Raw genomic sequence first — 18196 nt, 5'->3', positions numbered from 1 at the left:
GTTCAATCCTAATAGAGCATTGAATAGTTAGATATTGAGCAATCCATGTGAACTATGAAACTTAAGTTAACCGTTTGATTTGCTCTCTTACGATATCTAAAGCTGATTGCAATTGTAATCGGCTTAATGGACCTGCAAGTGATATCCTCACTGCTGCCGGCACTTCATACCGACCCACAGCAAACATTTCCGCTTCCCTCACTCTGACACCATGTTTCAACAACGACTGGTTAAAGTGATATCCTGTTAATGGCTCAGGCAAAGGTAGCCACACATTGTAACCAGGAACACCAATCTGGATTTCGGGAAATACTGCCTTCCAGATCCGATGACGTGCACTGAGTTCCATCGCTATCTCTTTGTCCACGGCTTGCATAGCTCCGCTAGTTAACCAACGACAAACAAGGTCGATTATCAAAGGGCTAACATACATACAACTGGCTCGTAGCGCACGTTGCAGTAAATCTTTGAACGACAAAGGCAGAATGATGAAACCCAGCCGCAATCCACCTGCAAAGTACTTAGAAAAACTGCCCACGTATAAGGTAATATCTGGAGCGATAGCAACTAAGGGACTCTTTCGATGAGACGGTGGGCAGTAGAGAACATCGTCCTCAATAATCAACACATTGTAACGACGACATATCTCTATGATTTTTAGTCTTCGGCTATCCGTTAACTGAGCTCCGGTCGGGTTCTGTATTCCCGGCGTAAGATAAAGCAGTTTTGGGCGATGCCTCTTACAGTGCAAAGCCAGATCTTCTGGATCTAATCCATGTTCATCGACTTTTACTGGCACTAGCTTTCGTTCGGATTGCTGACATGCATAGATGAACTCTGGATAACACAGCCCTTCAGCAAGAATTGTATCTTTAAGGCGGCTTAGAGATTGAATAATCAACGATATCCCGTGTTGCCCTCCATGAGTCCACACTAGACGCCGTGCATCAATATCGATATTGAATTTGGTCATCAGCCATTGTCGAAGAGTCTCGTTATGACCCCGAATGCCATCAGCGGAGTAGTAATCCAGCACGGCTGCCTGCGCAATTTCCTCGTGTGATAGCTCTTTCAACGCATTCGCAAGAAATTTCGGCTGCGATAATAGCAAAGGTCGGCAACGTGCCAGATCAATGCCTTTTTCTTCCAATACCGGATGATAAAAGTGGTTCAGTTCAGTTTCTCTGTTACGTACATAAGTACCGCTTCCTACTTTTGGTTCCGTTAAGCCCCTCCGCTCTAGCTCCCTATATGCCCTCGTCACCGTTCCAACCGTCACACCTAAGCGATAAGATAAAATACGCTGAGGAGGTAATTTAGTGTCTGGTTCGAGTTCACCACTCTCTATCACCTCTGCAATCGCTTCAGCCAGTGCCATAAACTTAGGTCCGGAACGACCCGATATATCAGGGACTAACATTGTCTCTCTCCGAAGGGGTACAATTAACTCTTGTATTCAGGATAAATAAGGCCTGACGAAAATGAAATCAAAGAATTGTCACCATGACGCATTAACTGTAGGTCTCTCTCACTTCATCCCTTTATTCTTGGCTTATCAGCACTAATTTGAGAAGAAAAGAAATGACAACATTATGGGACCTAACTCCAGCGATGAGTTTATTTGCGTTTGTCACCGCCATAACACCCGGCCCAAATAACTTATTGCTCGCCAACTCAGGGGCACAATTTGGTATAAGGAAATCATGGCGACACCTAATTGGTATCCGTATTGGCGTAATAGGGTTAATTCTGCTTTGTGCATGTGGTGTCGGTGTTGCCCTACAAACTCATCCAAGTTGGTATCTCGCTATAAAATACATCGGTCTGGTTTACATGTTCTGGCTGATGATTAAGCTGCTATGTACTAACCATTTCGCAGGCAAACCCACTAAAAGCAAACCAATCAACGTAACTCAGGCTACGTTGTTTCAACTGGGTAATATGAAGGCTTGGATGGCATCACTTGCTTTGGTCACAAGTTATAGTCTCCCTTCTAACTATTGGTTCTCTGTTACATTGATTACTTTCGTGTTTACGACATTCGGACTGTTTGCAAATATTACTTGGGTCTGGGTTGGTAAAAAAATTCGTATTTATCTCAATACCGTATTAAGACAGCGCGTGTTCAACATCAGCCTAGCGACGATAACATTCATATCATTGTTACCAGTTTTGGGGCACTCTGCCTGAATGGCAAAGAGCAGAGTTTTGTATGTATAAAATTGCCAATTATCTAAATTCGCATTTCGAGGCGTAACACACTTTGGGGCCAAAAAGAGTCAGCCTAACGGTCTGGCTCTTTTGAATGAAAAAATAGTCTGGTGGGAGAACTTGTAAGGCTGTGGCAGGTTACACTCACTTACTCCTTAGGCAGGTGACCAGTTTCCTTCGCAAGCTTTTGCATCGCCTCGGCAAACGTTGTTGTCCCGCCTTTAGCTTTAAGCTGTATTACCTTATATCCCAACTTTTCCAACGCTTGGCGCTCTGCCAAAACAGCTTTGTCATTGTGTTGGCTACCTTGAGCTGGCTGATGAATGTAACATCCCTCTAGTTTACCATCTTCGACCAATTGGTGATGTTTCAGTGCATCGATATCAAAATTCATAATAAGTCTTTTCATTAAGAGTGGGAGTTTCTGTGGCTAGTTACATACGCTTCAAAGGCTTCACGACACTATCTAAGCCTTCAATTTTGAGCGCTAAACATAGCTTGAGCAAATCCCCTAGCTCGCCGCTTGGCCAGCCCTTTTTATCAAACCACAGTAAGTATTCTTCAGGCAGGTCGATTAACACTCGCCCTGCATATTTCCCAAATGGCATTTGCATTCTAGCGAGTTTAATGAGGTTTTCTTTTTCTAACATAAGTGACAGAGAGTTAAGGTAACTCGTCCAAGGGTAACACTGGTTCTCCCTCCTCACCAGCAAATCGCAGTCACGTTTATTTTTGGCGGCCTTGACTCGCTTTGTGCTAGAGTACGCGGCATAAAAAATGAGAACGAGAAAGCAATGAAGTCACCTTGTCGAGCTGCATGTAAAAATAACGCCGGAATATGCTCTGGTTGTCACCGGACGATGGATGAAATCATCCAATGGAAAGACAAAACCGATCTCCAACGAGATGCGATTATCGAACAAATCGCAGGAGAAGATTCAACACACAGTTGTCCTGAATGCGGGACTCAAGCCCATTGTGATATCGCCGCAGGCAAAGAGACATGCTGGTGCTTTACTATTGAAACCCGTGATTTACCCAAGCCAAGCGCCAACCAGCTGTGTTTGTGCCGAAAATGTCTAGAAAAAAAGCCAGTCCCGTAATGCGACTGGCTTACTGATCATCGTTTTCTGACTGGTGTTTATTTAGCGGTTAAAGCGGACGCTTCAAACTTAATGCCTTCCCACCCTGTCACCATAAAATTACGGATATTCTGGTGATCGCTGTTCTCTGGATGCTGCAATACATCTTCACGATAAAAACGGCCAAAGCAGGCTAGCGTCGCTTCTTTGTCTAGGTTGTTTAGCAAACCGAAAGCGAAGATCTTACACGAACCGTTGTTCTCGCCTGCATTGTTTTGTGTCTCACCATTTACAAAAGCGGTTGGCTCAAACGTATAGTTATCTTCGATCACCGCCATCGTTGCTTCAAATTCGACCTGCTCTGGTGACGCTGCCAATAAATCTAAAAACGATTTTAATTCCATTATTCCTCTATCCCTACTTCATCATATTGATGACACATTAGTTTCATAAAAAGCCAATATAAGAGTCATCAATCATACATATATTCAGAGCCTTACCAAATCAAACGTCATTCAGCGCTCTATCATTCCAATTGCGGAAATGGACAGCAGCATAAAACCCATGCTGATTGACAACCTATCGGATTGATAAGGAGATATCATGATCACCCCTTTAAAGGCAATCGGTGTACTCGCATTGTCATCACTTGCCATCGCGTGTTCATCACAACCCGAAGATACCGTGGCTTCATTCGCTACACAATGCAAACCTACCACTGCACCCGTTACTGGGGAAACGTCAATTCAAGGTTTAACGTTTATCGGAACATCCGTTGCTGATGCTCCATTCGACACATCGGCAGCTGAAATCGTGAGTTATGACGCCTGTACAGATAAGCTCTATGTGGTGAATGCTCAAGCAAAACGTATCGATGTACTTTCTATGGATGACAACGGCGTACCAACGCAAAGCGCATTCATTGATCTCAACAGCGCTGGCGAAGCAGCGGGCATTGAAATTGGCGCAGCAAACAGTGTCGCTGTATTCAATGGTTTGGTAGCTGTTGCGATTGAAAACAGTAATAAACAAGCGAATGGTATTGTTGGCTTGTACCGCTCCGACGATTTGTCATTAGTCATGACGTTTCCAACAGGCGCATTGCCAGACATGGTTGGCTTCTCTAAAGATGGCCGATACATCGCAACCGCTAATGAAGGAGAACCAAACAGCGATTACAGCATTGACCCTGAAGGTAGTATCACTTTGATCGATCTGAGCCTTGGTGTTACTCAAGCAGAAGTGTCACAAATTGGCTTTAACGAATTTGATGATTCACGAAAAGCAGAGCTTCCAAAGAATGTGCGTATTTCGGGGGCAAACGCCACCATCGCACAAGATCTAGAGCCGGAATACCTCACTTTTGCAGATAACGGCAAAATCTATGTCGCGCTACAAGAAAATAACGCCATGGCAATCGTCAATCCAGAGAGCAAATCAGTAGAGCGAATTGTTGGCTTGGGTGAGAAGTCTTGGTCGGGCGCTAAACTCGATGCATCCAACAAAGACAAAATCATTGGGAACTTGAAAAGCTACCCACAACTGGTTGGCTTATTTATGCCTGACACTATCGACAGCTACTCAGTGAATGGGAGTACTTACATCGTATCGGCAAATGAAGGCGACGGGCGTGAGTACGGATTCAAAACCACTCAAGAACTGTGCGACAAAGCTGGCTTTATGTGGGATGAAGACGATTACCTCGGTACAGATGAATACACATCTGAGCAAGGAACCTGTTTAAGCCATATTGATGAAGTGCGCGGTAAGAAGCTGAAAGTAGCAGCAGAACACCCATTGGCAGAGGCACTAAAAGACAACAAGCAACTCGCGCGTTTAAAAGTGATTAAGCCGGAACAAACGCTTTCTGCACAAGAGAATGTTCAATCATTTGGCGCGCGTTCATTCTCGATTTGGGATGAAAACGGCAAGTTGGTCTTCGATAGTGGTGACGATTTCGCGACTATCGCGCTGCTGAATGAAGGCAAGAACTTCAACAGCACCAACGATAACAATAATAGTGGCGATGACCGAAGTGATGATAAAGGTATTGAGCCAGAGGCGATTGAAGTAGCACAAATTAACGGTCGTCATTACGCGTTTATCGGCTTGGAGCGTCAAGGCGGTATCATGATTTATGACATCACAGACCCGAAACAAGCGCAGTTTATGCATTACGTCAACCGCCGTGATTACAATCAGCCAGTGTGTACACAAGTGGAAGATGGCGAATGCATGAACGACACATACAATCCAAAAGCAGGCGATTTAGGCCCAGAATCCATTAATTACTTTACCCGTAATGGTGGTCATTTTATCGCCGTTGGCAATGAGGTATCGGGCACGACATCCGTCTTCCGAATCAATCTATAAAGTAATGTAAAAGTCATTTAGAACCAAAACGCCCGACGTAAGCCGGGCGTTTTTTTGTATGAGGTTATGTCCTACTCTGCCGATGCTAGCGCGTCACACTTTGATGCGCAGATAAAATCGTTTTTATGCAGACCTTTGATAGAGTGACTCCACCACGTTACGGTAACCTTACCCCATTCCAACAAAATAGAAGGATGGTGGAACTCATCTTCTGCCAGTTCCGCGATTTTGTTACTGAAAGCCCATGCTTGTTTGAAGTTCTTAAATTTATACACCTTTTCTAGTTGAGGTATGTCTTCTCTTTCAATGATCTGCCAATCAGACAATTGCAGCAGCAGAGATTGTTGTTCTTCTTTGCTTAGTGCAATGGCATCGATACTACAAGCTTCGCATTTTTGTTCATTCAACATGAGCAGGTTCCTTTGGTTCAAAAAGTGGAGGAAGCAGTCCAGCTTCAATCGCTAGATCGGCTTGTTTCAATAAATTTAACTGACTGATTTTAAAAAGCAGAGAAAAGTCATCAATCACGTAATACTTCGGTTGCATGATGTCGATACGATAAGGCGTTCTCAGCACTGTTTGTAATTCAAATGGGTCACGAATTGCTGCATCACTCTCTAATGCGTAGAGGGTTTCGCCAGGAGATGAAAGAATACCACCACCGTAAATTTTGGTTTTGTCCCCTTCTTTCACCAAACCAAACTCTACAGTAAACCAGTAGAGACGAGCGAGATAGGCTCTTTGTTTTGGGGTAGCGGCTTGCCCTAGTTGACCATAATGCTCGGTAAATGCAGCAAAGTCTGGGTTGGTTAACATCGCGCAATGACCAAATATTTCGTGGAAGAAATCTGGCTCCTGTAAGTAATCGAACTCATCTCTTGTACGCAAGAATGTGGCGACTGGAAAGCGCTTATTACCGAGTAGATTAAAAAATCGGTCGAAATCAATAAGCGCGGGAACGGGCTCCACTTGCCAACCTGTTGTCTCCATCAAGACACGATTAATTTCTGGCAACTGAGGAACGCGGTCTTGAGGTAAATCAAGCAGCGTCAAACCGTGTAAATAAGCCTCACAAGCTCTGTTTTGGATCACACCCATTTGTCGTGTTACCAAATCTCGCCAAATGGCGTCTTCTTCACGGCTCCATTCAACCCTGCCTTCCTGGTTTACGGGTTTAGAACGATACTGGGTCATGGCTCACCTCCATTAACAAATCCTTTACATTAAGCCTATCTGTAGTCTTAAGAGCTTCCAATCCCTGCACGATTTTCTCAGCATTATCCTGATGTAACATATTGTTTACAATCCATCGTAACTGCATGATTTTTATGACACGATATAATATCTGGCTTGTTTGACTTTATCCTGTATTCCTCTCACACTAAAACCTGTTATCACTTTGTTATAGAGGGGCCTATGCGCGAGAGCAGCAAAGTATGGCAACCGAGCGAAAGTCGTATCGAAGAAGCCAACATTACACAGTTTATTGAACACATTAATCGACAAGGAAATACCCTTGAAAGCTTCGCTGATCTGCATCAATGGTCACTCGATCATGTAGAAAAATTTTGGCAGGAAGTTTGGCTATTCTGCGACGTCATTGGCACTCAGGGAGAGACCATAAAAGAGCGAGCAGAAAGTCGCTGGCAGCAACCTGTTGAAAATAGGGATATAAAATGGTTCCCAAACGCGCAAATTAACTACGCCGAAAATTTGCTAACCTACGCGTGTCACCAACCCGATGATCTCGCGATTTGGTTTGAAAATGAACGTGAAGAAAAACAGACCTACACCTGGAAACAATTGTGCGAAGAAGTTTCGAGTGTGCAGCAATGGTTGAAAGAATGTGGAATTAAGCAAGGTGATGTCGTCGCTGGTTATTTACCTCACCTACCTCAAACGGTAATAGCTATGCTAGCAACCACCAGTTTAGGGGCGACCTGGACTTCCACCTCACCTGATTTTGGCGTCGAAAGCGTTTTGGAGCGCTTTGGTCAAGTGAAACCCAAAATCCTGTTTACTTGTGATGGCTATACATTCAATGGCAAAACTTTCGATATGTCTAAGAAAAACCAGCATATTGCGGATCATCTTGATGGTCTTAAACAAGTTTGCCAAATTAGCTACCTTAAACCACACATTTTTGAATGCGATGTCTGCACCCAAGATTGGCAAAATGTCCTGAATCAATACACCCCCGAAGCGCTGACTTTTACTCGTGTGAATTTTAACGATCCGCTATTTGTGCTCTATTCTTCAGGCACAACAGGCAAACCGAAATGCATCGTTCATTCCGTCGGCGGAACGGTGCTTAATCACTTGAAAGAGCATCAACTGCATTGCGATATCCAACCGAACGACCGAGTGTTTTATTACACGACCTGCGGTTGGATGATGTGGAACTGGCACGTTTCTTCACTCGCGAGCGGTGCATGTTTGGTGATTTTTGATGGTAGCCCTGTTTACCCCACTCATAATGTGCTCTGGGACCTCGCAGAACAAGCCGAAGTGACGCTGTTTGGAGCCTCAGCAAAATACCTAGAGGCGCTGGAAAAAGCATCTTTTTCTCCGCAGAAAAGTGATGCATTTCCAAGTCTGAAAACTATTTGCTCAACGGGCTCTGTTCTGTATCCAGAACAGTTTGATTATGTCTATCAGCACATTAAAGAAGATGTACACCTCGCCTCGATTTCTGGCGGAACAGACATTTGTGGCTGCTTTATATTAGGCAACCCTATTTCTCCCGTTTATCGAGGAGAGTGCCAATCAGCAGGGTTAGGGGTCGATGTCCGAGTCTTTAACCCACAAGGTAATAGCGTAATAGGAGAGCGCGGTGAGTTGGTTTGTGCCAATTCATTACCCAACTTCCCTGCTGGCTTTTGGAACGACACCGGTGAGAGATATCATCGCGCTTATTGGGATAAGTTCGACAATATTTGGCACCACGGCGATGATGTTGAACAGACTCGCGTTGGGGGATACGTGTTTTATGGTCGAAGTGATACCACGTTGAATCCCGGTGGCGTAAGAATCGGCACGGCCGAAATCTATCAGCAAGTGAACTGTATAGACGGTATTCTAGATTCGATCGCAGTAGGAAAAGAAGTCGATCGCAACGAACAAATATGGCTGTTTGTCCAATTAGTCAAAGGGGTAGAGCTCAATGACGAGATGATCGCTTCCATCAAAGCACAGCTAAAGTCTGCATGTTCTCCAAGGCATGTACCTAGTGCGATTTACGCAATAAGCGATATACCTAAGACACGCTCAGGAAAGCTGGTCGAGTTAGCCGTTAAGCAAGTCGTTAACAACCGAAACGTCGAAAATTTAGGCGCAATAGCCAACCCTGAAGTGCTGGAGGAGATACGCAGGATAATCGTCTAAAAATAACCTCCGAAGACTTAGTTGTTCGAGTATGTCCTTGCCTGCACCACGACGACTTGTTTAGAACAAGTAAAGTTACACATACCCTCAGCAGATAAGAAAAAAGCGAGCTTGTTAGCTCGCTTTTGTCAATTTTTGTTCTTTATTCAGCGGTATTAGCGACGGCCAAGCCCCATTAATACCGACATTGTTTTACCATCAGACGTAATGTCAAAAACGTGTTGCGATTCAACTTCAGTAAAACCCGCTTCTTTCAGTGCACGCTCAGACTTCGCAAGGGTAAAACCGTCTTGTTCACATTCTGCAATCCAATCAAAATGAACAAAATAACCGCCGTGGTTAAGTAGAGAATGCGAGATCGTTAATGACGCGTCTAAGTCTTCCACGAACGCTAAAACTGATGATGCAACCACCAAGTCGAACTGTCCACGAAACGCAGGGTGCTGAGCGACCAAGCCGCGAGATAATGCATCTACCACAGGTTCTACATTGACGAGCTCTTTTTTATCGAGTTCCTCAATCATGGCTTCCGATGCGTCTAATGCTACGATGTCTTTAACCATCGGTGACAATCGTTGACTTAACTGCCCTGTTCCGCATCCAAAATCTAGTACTTTAATGCCATCAAGCTGAGTTAGCTGTTGTAACTGCTCAAACACCGACTGCGCAAATTGCTCTGTTGCTGGATTTGATTCCCAGTTTTTTGCTAAGCCGTCCCAATCTTGTGCCATCGTGGCCTCCATGTTCACTTTTTGTAACCCACATAGATTACCGCAAAACCGTTAAAAGACCATAGACTTATCTAGCGGATTCGCGTTTTTTTCGATAATCTTTCATGGCTTTGGGAGCGCATCTGCATAATACCCAAATTATTTGAATTCATTTATTGGTTGTGTCAAATCATGAACTTAACTCAAGTAGAAGCCTTCTGCACCATCGCTGAGTGTGGTTCTGTTTCTGAAGCGGCAAGGCAACTCGACTGCAATCGTACCAAACTCAGTATGTCGATTAAGGCATTAGAGAAAGATCTCGACGTTGAATTGTTTAACCGAACTGGCAACCAGCTCACCCTCTCTGAAGCTGGGAAAGCCATTTACAAAGATTGCGAACACCTACTTATCATCGCACAACGGGTCAGAAAGACCTGCGCTCAAATCTCGGAAGGGTTTAACGCGGAAGTTTGGGTAGCACGTGACGACTCCTTACCTGATGATCTCTGGCAAGAATTATCTCATACATTGAATAACCGCTTTCCTTCAACAACCTTCAACTTAATCTTGGCATCCAGTGGCGACTTAGCCAACTTGGTCAGTACCCACCAAGTAGATTTTGCTTTCGGCGTTGATTATGAGCGAGTAGACGATCCTCGTATCGTATATAACCCATTAGGCAAGATACGTATGATGTCAGTATGCAGTGTAGCACACCGCCTAAGTAAGATGCGCCGTGTCTCAGACGAAGATCTACGTAGTCAAATGCAAGCACTAATGGTGTACCTAAATGAGAAAGACAACCCTGAACTGCAACCTTTCTCGACTCGATATATTGGTTTTTCGAGTTTTGACTACATGCTGAACACCATCTTAGAAGAAGACGCTTGGGGCGTGCTTCCAGAACCATTAATCCGCCATTACCTTCGTCAGCAGAAGCTCGCCGTTATCAAACACACATACGGATTGACGCAAGAAGACTACTGTATGTTTTCACCTAACGGCCATGCTGAGCACCCTGCAATGACGTGGTTAGCAGATAAATTGAGCGAGTATTTATTTGACTTCTAAACATTTTATCAGTGAGCGTCAATTTTACTGACACCAAAAAACCACAGTAAGCCGTTGTTTTATAAGAACATAAATAAAAGCGCAATTTTTTAGATTAGTTACTGGTCACTTTGTGGTTGCCTAAATTACCTTATGAGCGAAGAATAGTAAGGTATTAAAATTCAAAGGCATCTTTTATGTGTGACAGGACAAGCAAAAACGAAAACCGTATTCTAACCATTTCAGCCCTTTTGGCATCTGGGTTCGCTGCTGGTGGTATGGTACTTGGCTTGCTTGTAGGCTCAATTGTCATCGTTTTTGACGGTGTTTACTCTTTGGTCAGCTTACTGTTAACTTTATTGTCACTGGCCGCTTCTTACTATATTAACAAGCCTTCAAAATCTGTATTCCCATTTGGAAAAGCGGTCTTAGAACCAATCGTTATTGCGATAAAAGCAGCCGTCATTTTAGTGGTTGTAAGCTTCTCTCTCTACTCTGCGATATCAGCATTGATGTCTGGAGGTCGCGAGGTCGATGCTTCTATTGCGACCTTATTCGGCATCGTGAATGTTATCGGTTGTGGTTACGCTTGGTGGTTTATGGCGAAACGCAGCCGCCGCTTCTCATCAGGCTTGATTGAAGCGGAGAAAAAACAGTGGCAAATGGATACTTTGTTGAGTGTGGCGGTGACCGTAGGATTTATCTCGGCTTGGGCTGTTTCACTAACGCCATTCTCTGAGTATGCGGTATATGCCGACCCCATGATGATGGTTTTAATGGGCTTTTACTTCCTCAAAGTACCGTTCGATATGCTAGTAGGTGCCTTACGTGAACTACTAATGATGGCACCAAGCAAAGAGCTGTGTCAGAGCGTTGGCAAAGATGTTCTTGAGATTGAAAAAGTAACTGAGCATCAATTGAAACTGGCTGGCGTAACGAAGGTTGGCCAAGAGCTACGAGTAAATGTGGACGTACATATTGATGACGACACATTGGAGCTTGATACACTAGAGCACACTCGTAAGCAGCTTATCAAGCGACTGTCGAAGCACAGATTCAAGCTTCAACTACACTTGAACGTCGCTTATTAGAGTGCCACCAAAGAGCCGTTAAAACTCAATAAAAAGCTCCCAATCTCGGGAGCTTTTTTAATTTTTTCGATTTAGTTTCTTCGTATTCGAATACAGCTCGCAAGGGAGATCTGTTCGTTGCTCACTTAAATTCTCTGATCTCGTTGGTAACTTACCCAGCCGCTTCGCGCTTCTCTTTGGTGACTAACCAACACATCAGCGAGCCCACCGTTACCATCACAACGCCCTGCCAAAAGCTATGGCTCAGAGTTACGCCAAGAATAATGGAAGAAAATAAAGCGGAAAAAATGGGTGTGAAGTAAGACAAGGTGGCGAGAAAAACCATATTGCCGCCAACGATCGCGATATTCCATAAACCATAACCACCAGCCATTAAAGCCGCAGAGGCCACTAAGTACCCCATCGCTTCCCAACTGAATGTCATTGGTGGCTCATCCGTAAACGCGTATTTGACCCAAAGCGAAACAGCTGTTGCAATAAAAAACAGGGTAATCGCATTATGTTTAGATTGCTGCCTTTGGGTTAAGTTGCAATAAAAAGCCCATATAACCGCGCCAGCGAAAGCCATAAAATACACCAGAGGGTTACTACTAACATTGGACATGATCTGAGTTATGGATAAGCCATTCTCACCGCTCACAGTCCAAGCAACCCCAACAAACGCCAGCGTAACTGCGGGATAAAGCAACCAGTTTGTTTTTTTATTGCTGCCAAGGACCGCAAATAAAACCGTCAGTGCGGGCCAAAGGTAATTGACAATCGACACCTCAATTGCCTGCGCGCGCGAGTTGGAATATCCCAAAGATAGAGCGAGAAATATTTCATAACAGACGAACATCGCACCACCAAGCGCAAGATACTTGGGAGAAAAGTAAGACAACTTTGGAATACCGACCACGATAAGAAGGAAAACAGAGCTAAGAGAGTACAACATGGCTGCCCCGCCTACAGGACCTAAACTCTCCGTAACCAACCTCGCGATGCCAAGCAGACAACTCCAAGAGAGAATCGCGATACAACCATAAAGTGTGAAACGAAATTGCACTGATTTCATGTGACCTACCACTCACGAATGCCAAAGGAAACGTCAGCTTAACTCAAAAATGATCAGGTTCAACGTACTGTTTTATAAAAATCAGTATAAAAATCATTCTATTAAGCCGTTGGAGTCGATATGAAACATTTTCTGCCCTCTAGTGTTATGCTTACACCCTTTGTTGTGCGCTACTATGATGAAGATGACAACGAGAGTGAAAACGTTAAAACACATTCGGAAACGCATGGTCTAGATAGCGAAGAGCAATCTAAGGAACGTTCAGAGTAAAGGAATCCAAACATGAAAAAAGTCGCAGTCATTTTAAGTGGTTCAGGCGTTTACGACGGTTCTGAGATCCACGAAGCAGTGTTGGCGCTCTACGCCATCGAGAAGGCAGGTGCAACTTGGCACTGCTTTGCACCTAACATTGACCAACTCCACGTCATCAATCACCTAACTGGTGACGAAATGGATGAAACACGTAACGTATTGATCGAATCAGCTCGTATTGCACGCGGAAATATTGACGATGTCGCCAAACTTAACGTCGATGAATACGATGCCCTACTGCTTCCAGGTGGGTTTGGTGCTGCGAAAAACTTAACCGACTTCGCCGTTTCAGGTGCGGAGTGCTCCATTAACACACACGTAGCTCAAGCTTGTCGCGCGTTTGCTAATGCGAAGAAACCAGCTGGCTATCTGTGTATTTCTCCTGTCATTATTCCGATGATTTATGAGCAAGGCGTGAAAGGAACGGTAGGCAACGATGAGGCAGTCTCAATAGCATTTAATCAAATGGGCGGTGAACACACCACGTGCCCTGTCGAAGGCATCATTTTTGATGAAAAACACCTCGTACTTTCAACCCCTGCTTACATGTTGGCAGAGAATATCTCTCAAGCGGCTTCAGGTATCGAAAAATTAGTATCAAAACTGATTAAAATAGCTTAATTATTAGTAGTTAGCTTATAAAACACTTCCCTATCCCCATTGATAATTAAGTTATTAATGGGGATTTTTTATACTTTAGTCGAATTTAGAGATATATCCGCGTCAGAAGTCAATTTCCGCCAATCGTTTGCGTCCATAGTTTCATATTTGTTCTACTTTATATCAGTGTTGCACTTATACGCAGTGCAACAAGATCACTGTCACAGTTTTTCTCTTGCAAGTACCTCTAAGTAGGTAAACTTGCTTCAGATCAACTTCAATCTGGAAACGAATGTGCGACAGTAAATGGCAAATTAAGAAAGATTATTAAAAATAACGACGGAGCTATCCAATATGACAAGTGCATTTTTTATCCCTACGGTAAACCTAATGGGCGCTGGTTGTTTGAAAGACGCAGCAGACAGCATCCAATCTCAAGGCTTTAAAAAAGGTTTGATCGTTACGGATAAGATCCTTAACCAAATCGGTGTAGTCAAACAAGTTCAAGACCTTCTCACTGAGCGCGATGTAGCAACCGTTGTGTTTGATGGTACTCAACCAAATCCAACTATCAGCAACGTTAACGACGGCTTAGCACTTCTTACTGATAACGAATGTGACTTCGTTGTCTCTCTAGGTGGTGGTTCACCACACGACTGTGCGAAAGGTATCGCGCTTGTTGCTTCTAACGGCGGCAAAATCGCAGATTACGAAGGCGTAGACCAGTCTGCAAAACCAATGATGCCACTTATCGCAATCAACACGACGGCAGGTACTGCATCTGAAATGACGCGTTTCTGCATCATCACTGACGAAGAGCGTCACATCAAGATGGCTATCGTTGATAAGCACACAACACCGCTTATCTCGGTAAACGATCCAGAGCTAATGCTCGCTAAACCTGCTTCGCTAACTGCGGCAACAGGTATGGATGCCCTAACTCACGCGATTGAAGCTTACGTATCTATCGCGGCAACACCAATCACTGATGCGGTAGCAATCAAAGCGATTGAGCTTATCCAAGCTTACCTACGCACAGCAGTGAAAAACGGTGAAGATCTAGAAGCTCGTGAACAAATGGCATACGCACAGTTCATGGCGGGTATGGCGTTCAACAACGCTTCTCTAGGTTACGTACACGCAATGGCACACCAGCTAGGTGGTTTCTACGACCTTCCACACGGTGTTTGTAACGCGATTCTTCTACCTCACGTACAGCGTTACAACGCGCAAGTATGTCCTGAGCGTCTACGTGATGTAGCGAAAGCAATGGGCGTAAACGTAGAAGGCATGTCTGCTGAAGAAGGTGCAGCGGCAGCAATCGACGCTATCGTTACTCTAGCGAAAGATGTGGGTATCCCAGCAGGTATTAAAGAGCTTGGTGCGAAACTAGAAGACATCCCAACACTAGCAGACAACGCACTGAAAGACGCTTGTGGTTTCACTAACCCTAAACAAGCAACTCACGAAGAAATCTCTAAGATCTTCGAAGAAGCGATGTAATCTCGCTAGCTAAACAATTCTCTAGCCTTAATTCAATCCCCGATCTCGTATCGGGGATTTTTTACATTCATATACAAGTGAATCTCTGCCAAACATAGTCTTTTAGTGTTAGCTTTTAAGTATTAACACGATTCATATTGGAAGGAACCATGAGAACGATTGCTGCTACTCTACTCGCTTGTTTATCCTTTTCTGCCAACACTGCCGAATACCGCGCCAACGAAGTGGCGAATGGATTTCAGATCCCTTGGGGGATCGAGTTCTTAGATAACCAACGCGTTATCGTCAATGAAAAAAACGGTACGGTTTCGTTGCTGGATATCACCACAGGCAAACCTCAAATGCTGTTTAACGTCCCCAATGTGAACACCAGTGGACAAGCTGGTTTATTGGATGTTGCACTCGCACCGAATGCCGATACGCAAAACCCGCAACTCTTCTTTACCTACAGCAAGCGCACGAGTAAAGGCAATACGGTGGCGTTAGCGACGGCGCAATTGCAAAACAATCAACTTGTGGGTTGGAACGATCTCTTTGTTGCTGATGCCATCACCGACACAGGGCGTCACTACGGCAGTCGACTTTCATTTGTTGGCGACAAAGTTTATTTCTCAATCGGTGACCGTGGCGAACGTGATAATGGGCAAGACACTCAAACCCATGCTGGCAGTATTCTGCGCCTTAACCTTGATGGTTCGGTTCCACAAGACAACCCATTCAAACCTTCCCAAGCTCTTCCTGAGATATGGAGTTACGGGCACCGCAACCCACAAGGTATGTTTTACGACGAAGCAACAAAACAGCTGTGGTCTATTGAACATGGACCACGCGGCGGCGATGAAATTAATCTAATCAAGAAAGGCGCGAACTACGGCTGGGCAAAAGTCTCTCATGGTAAAGAATATTGGGGACCGTTGGACGTCGGTGAAGCTAAGTCGTTACCGGGAATGGAAGATCCAAGACTGGTATACATCCCTTCTATCGCACCAAGTAACATGATTTTGTACCGTGGCGATAAGTACCCTGAGTTGGACGGAAAGATCCTCGCCGGTGCCTTGAAGCTGGCGCACATCAACGTGGTTTCTATTGAGAATGGCAAGCTCACCGAATCAAAAAGATTGATGGAGAATCTTGGTGAGCGAGTAAGAGATATAACCATCAGCCCCGATGGTTATATCTACTTTTCTACCGACAGCGGCAAAATCTTTCGTCTTGAGGAAAGGTAATCGAACACTAAAATCGTTAAGACTATTTAATTTGTGACGTACTAGTGATTTATTTTCGTACAATCTAAGCAGAAGAATCTAAACTTAACAATAACCTTTTGTTTTTTAAAACGATAGTTCGGTTAAGTTGTACGAGGTCATTATGATTCCATTCCCTTTACAGCTCGATAAAATTAAAGCCGTGGTGTTTGATTTAGACAACACCTTGGTGAGTTCTGATATGAACTTCGGCGAATTGCGACAACAGCTAGGTTGTCCGCAGAGTGAAGATCTATTGGATTTTGTCGACGCACTTGAGCATCCTCATCATCGAGAGCACGCTCATAACGTGATATTTGATTACGAGATTTCTGATGCTGAGCAGTCTGCTCCAATGATTGGCTGCCATGAATTACTCGCCCACTTGCATCAAAATGAAATCAAAACCGCTATCGTGACGCGCAACTGCCAAATCGCTACGCAGCGCAAACTAGAGCACAACCAAATCTCTGTGGAGCGAGTCATCACTCGTGAATGCTTCCCGCCCAAGCCAGACCCTTTGTCTCTGCAAGTATTGGCGAAAGAGTGGCGTTTGATGCCTGATGAAGTGCTTTATGTCGGCGATTACCTCTATGACTTACAGGCAGCGTATAACGCGCAGATGCCCTCTTGCCTTGTTCATCACGGTAATCAAGAAACCTTCAATGATTCAGCCTCGTTGGCGCTTAATGAACTCAGTGATTTATTGAGCCATTTCGAGTCCTTACCACGCAAATAAAGCACACATATAAAATACGCAAACAAAAAAAGGGGCACCAACGTGCCCCTTATGACTTATTCCCGATTGTTTCATGCGTTCCCAAGGATTGCTTGGGTGATGCGCTGCTTAGCCTTGTAGGTAAGCGTTAAGCATCCACATTAATTTTTCTTGCTCACGGATGTAGTCACCCATCAATGCCGCTGTACCTTCGTCATCTGCTTCACCCGCGTTTTGTAGAATCTCACGCTGTTTTAGAAGTAGAACGCTAAAGCCTTGAACTAGGCCTTGTACACACTCCTCACCAGAAGTCGCGTTTTGATGTTCTTTAATTTCACTTGCTTCCAAGTAGTTGCTGAATGCGTGCGCTGGTGTATGACCCAAAGTTAGAATACGCTCTGCAAGCTCATCGATTTTTGTTTGTAGATCCGTGTAGATCTCTTCAAATTTTACGTGCAGTTCGAAGAATTGCGCACCTTTAATGTTCCAGTGGTAACCGCGAGAGTTCATGTACAACACTTGGTAATGCGCTAGCAGTTGATTTAGCTGTTGAGCTAGTTGTGCTGATTGTTCGCTGTCTAGACCAATTAGGCTTACTTGTTTGTTCATAATCTTGCTCCTAGGAGGATGATACCAATCGTAGTAACGAACGATTCTCTTACCGGGATTGGTATAAAGTTTAAAAATTCTTTTGCAGTATTTGCTGCCGATGGAGTCATATTACAACTCCGGCTTGGTGAAGAAAATTTGGTTTTAACTATGATTTAAATAGCTAAATCCAATGAGCAAGTAGACGAATATCGGCGTATCATCCAACAAAAAGCCCCAACCCTTTTTGTGTAAAAAGGATTGGGGCTTTTTTAC

General features: G+C 44.3%; 20 protein-coding genes. 11 read left to right on the top strand and 9 right to left on the bottom strand.

Going from position 1 to position 18196, the window contains the following annotated elements; all coding sequences use genetic code 11:
• Positions 1-61 precede the first annotated feature (61 nt).
• Complete coding sequence (locus R8O11_RS11830; RefSeq protein ID WP_033906844.1) at positions 62-1420, bottom strand: PLP-dependent aminotransferase family protein; 1359 nt, start codon at positions 1418-1420, stop codon at positions 62-64.
• Between the two features lie 161 nt (positions 1421-1581).
• Between R8O11_RS11830 and R8O11_RS11825 the strand changes: the two genes are divergently transcribed.
• Positions 1582-2190 (top strand): LysE family translocator, encoded by a 609-nt coding sequence (locus tag R8O11_RS11825; protein WP_033906843.1) that lies wholly within the window; start codon positions 1582-1584, stop codon positions 2188-2190.
• A gap of 169 nt (positions 2191-2359) precedes the next feature.
• On the opposite strand, the gene R8O11_RS11820 is transcribed toward R8O11_RS11825, so the two are convergent.
• Together R8O11_RS11820 and R8O11_RS11815 are read right to left on the bottom strand one after the other, a co-directional pair.
• Positions 2360-2605, bottom strand: a complete 246-nt coding sequence (locus tag R8O11_RS11820) for a hypothetical protein (protein WP_033906842.1) — start codon at positions 2603-2605, stop codon at positions 2360-2362.
• Between the two features lie 40 nt (positions 2606-2645).
• A complete protein-coding gene (locus R8O11_RS11815; protein WP_005375557.1) occupies positions 2646-2861 on the bottom strand; it encodes a DUF3820 family protein in 216 nt (71 codons plus the stop codon).
• Between the two features lie 144 nt (positions 2862-3005).
• Between R8O11_RS11815 and R8O11_RS11810 the strand changes: the two genes are divergently transcribed.
• Entirely contained in the window at positions 3006-3314 is a 309-nt protein-coding gene (locus tag R8O11_RS11810; RefSeq protein ID WP_318194175.1) for a cysteine-rich CWC family protein, read from the top strand.
• A 38-nt stretch (positions 3315-3352) separates the two neighbouring features.
• Here R8O11_RS11810 and R8O11_RS11805 read toward each other — a convergent pair whose 3' ends face one another.
• Entirely contained in the window at positions 3353-3697 is a 345-nt protein-coding gene (locus R8O11_RS11805; protein WP_005375560.1) for a HopJ type III effector protein, read from the bottom strand.
• 199 nt (positions 3698-3896) lie between these two features.
• On the opposite strand from R8O11_RS11805, the gene R8O11_RS11800 reads away from it, so the two are divergent.
• On the top strand, positions 3897-5666 hold the full coding sequence (locus tag R8O11_RS11800; RefSeq protein WP_318194174.1) for a choice-of-anchor I family protein: 1770 nt from the start codon (positions 3897-3899) through the stop codon (positions 5664-5666).
• A gap of 71 nt (positions 5667-5737) precedes the next feature.
• Here the strand turns inward: R8O11_RS11800 and R8O11_RS11795 are convergent, their stop codons facing one another.
• Entirely contained in the window at positions 5738-6076 is a 339-nt protein-coding gene (locus R8O11_RS11795; RefSeq protein WP_005375563.1) for a 4a-hydroxytetrahydrobiopterin dehydratase, read from the bottom strand.
• Positions 6066-6860: a phenylalanine 4-monooxygenase gene (gene phhA, locus R8O11_RS11790; RefSeq protein WP_318194173.1), complete on the bottom strand. Its 795-nt coding sequence runs from the start codon at positions 6858-6860 to the stop codon at positions 6066-6068. Before phhA ends, R8O11_RS11795 begins: the two co-directional genes overlap by 11 nt.
• Positions 6861-7082: 222 nt before the next feature.
• Between phhA and R8O11_RS11785 the strand changes: the two genes are divergently transcribed.
• Positions 7083-9050, top strand: a complete 1968-nt coding sequence (locus R8O11_RS11785; protein WP_318194172.1) for an acetoacetate--CoA ligase — start codon at positions 7083-7085, stop codon at positions 9048-9050.
• Between the two features lie 155 nt (positions 9051-9205).
• Here the strand turns inward: R8O11_RS11785 and R8O11_RS11780 are convergent, their stop codons facing one another.
• Positions 9206-9781 (bottom strand): class I SAM-dependent DNA methyltransferase, encoded by a 576-nt coding sequence (locus tag R8O11_RS11780; RefSeq protein WP_017821100.1) that lies wholly within the window; start codon positions 9779-9781, stop codon positions 9206-9208.
• 171 nt (positions 9782-9952) lie between these two features.
• On the opposite strand from R8O11_RS11780, the gene R8O11_RS11775 reads away from it, so the two are divergent.
• The gene (locus tag R8O11_RS11775) at positions 9953-10831 is read left to right on the top strand and encodes a LysR family transcriptional regulator (protein WP_115386719.1); all 879 of its coding nucleotides are present in this window, start codon (positions 9953-9955) and stop codon (positions 10829-10831) included.
• Positions 10832-11007: 176 nt separating this feature from the next.
• The gene (locus R8O11_RS11770) at positions 11008-11901 is read left to right on the top strand and encodes a cation diffusion facilitator family transporter (RefSeq protein WP_053303754.1); all 894 of its coding nucleotides are present in this window, start codon (positions 11008-11010) and stop codon (positions 11899-11901) included.
• Between the two features lie 151 nt (positions 11902-12052).
• On the opposite strand, the gene yddG is transcribed toward R8O11_RS11770, so the two are convergent.
• A complete protein-coding gene (gene yddG, locus R8O11_RS11765; protein ID WP_005389394.1) occupies positions 12053-12955 on the bottom strand; it encodes an aromatic amino acid DMT transporter YddG in 903 nt (300 codons plus the stop codon).
• 120 nt (positions 12956-13075) lie between these two features.
• Between yddG and R8O11_RS11760 the strand changes: the two genes are divergently transcribed.
• The 5 genes from R8O11_RS11760 (at position 13076) to R8O11_RS11740 (ending at position 17353) form a co-directional block, all read left to right on the top strand.
• Positions 13076-13225 carry a hypothetical protein gene (locus R8O11_RS11760; RefSeq protein WP_017634379.1) on the top strand — a complete coding sequence of 50 codons (150 nt, stop codon included), beginning with the start codon at positions 13076-13078 and terminating at the stop codon, positions 13223-13225.
• A 12-nt stretch (positions 13226-13237) separates the two neighbouring features.
• Entirely contained in the window at positions 13238-13888 is a 651-nt protein-coding gene (gene elbB / locus R8O11_RS11755) for an isoprenoid biosynthesis glyoxalase ElbB (protein WP_318194171.1), read from the top strand.
• Positions 13889-14221: 333 nt separating this feature from the next.
• Positions 14222-15370, top strand: a complete 1149-nt coding sequence (gene yiaY / locus R8O11_RS11750; RefSeq protein ID WP_005375581.1) for an L-threonine dehydrogenase — start codon at positions 14222-14224, stop codon at positions 15368-15370.
• 149 nt (positions 15371-15519) lie between these two features.
• Positions 15520-16596, top strand: coding sequence for a PQQ-dependent sugar dehydrogenase (locus R8O11_RS11745; RefSeq protein WP_222716918.1), 1077 nt, complete (start codon positions 15520-15522; stop codon positions 16594-16596).
• Positions 16597-16738: 142 nt separating this feature from the next.
• On the top strand, positions 16739-17353 hold the full coding sequence (locus tag R8O11_RS11740) for an HAD family hydrolase (protein ID WP_005442617.1): 615 nt from the start codon (positions 16739-16741) through the stop codon (positions 17351-17353).
• Positions 17354-17461: 108 nt separating this feature from the next.
• Here the strand turns inward: R8O11_RS11740 and R8O11_RS11735 are convergent, their stop codons facing one another.
• Positions 17462-17941, bottom strand: coding sequence for a Dps family protein (locus R8O11_RS11735; RefSeq protein WP_005388254.1), 480 nt, complete (start codon positions 17939-17941; stop codon positions 17462-17464).
• Positions 17942-18196 lie beyond the last annotated feature (255 nt).

The organism is Vibrio sp. 1288, from assembly GCF_033344475.1.
Note: the sequence above shows the minus strand (reverse complement) of the source record. Positions and strands in the feature narration are given on the sequence as shown.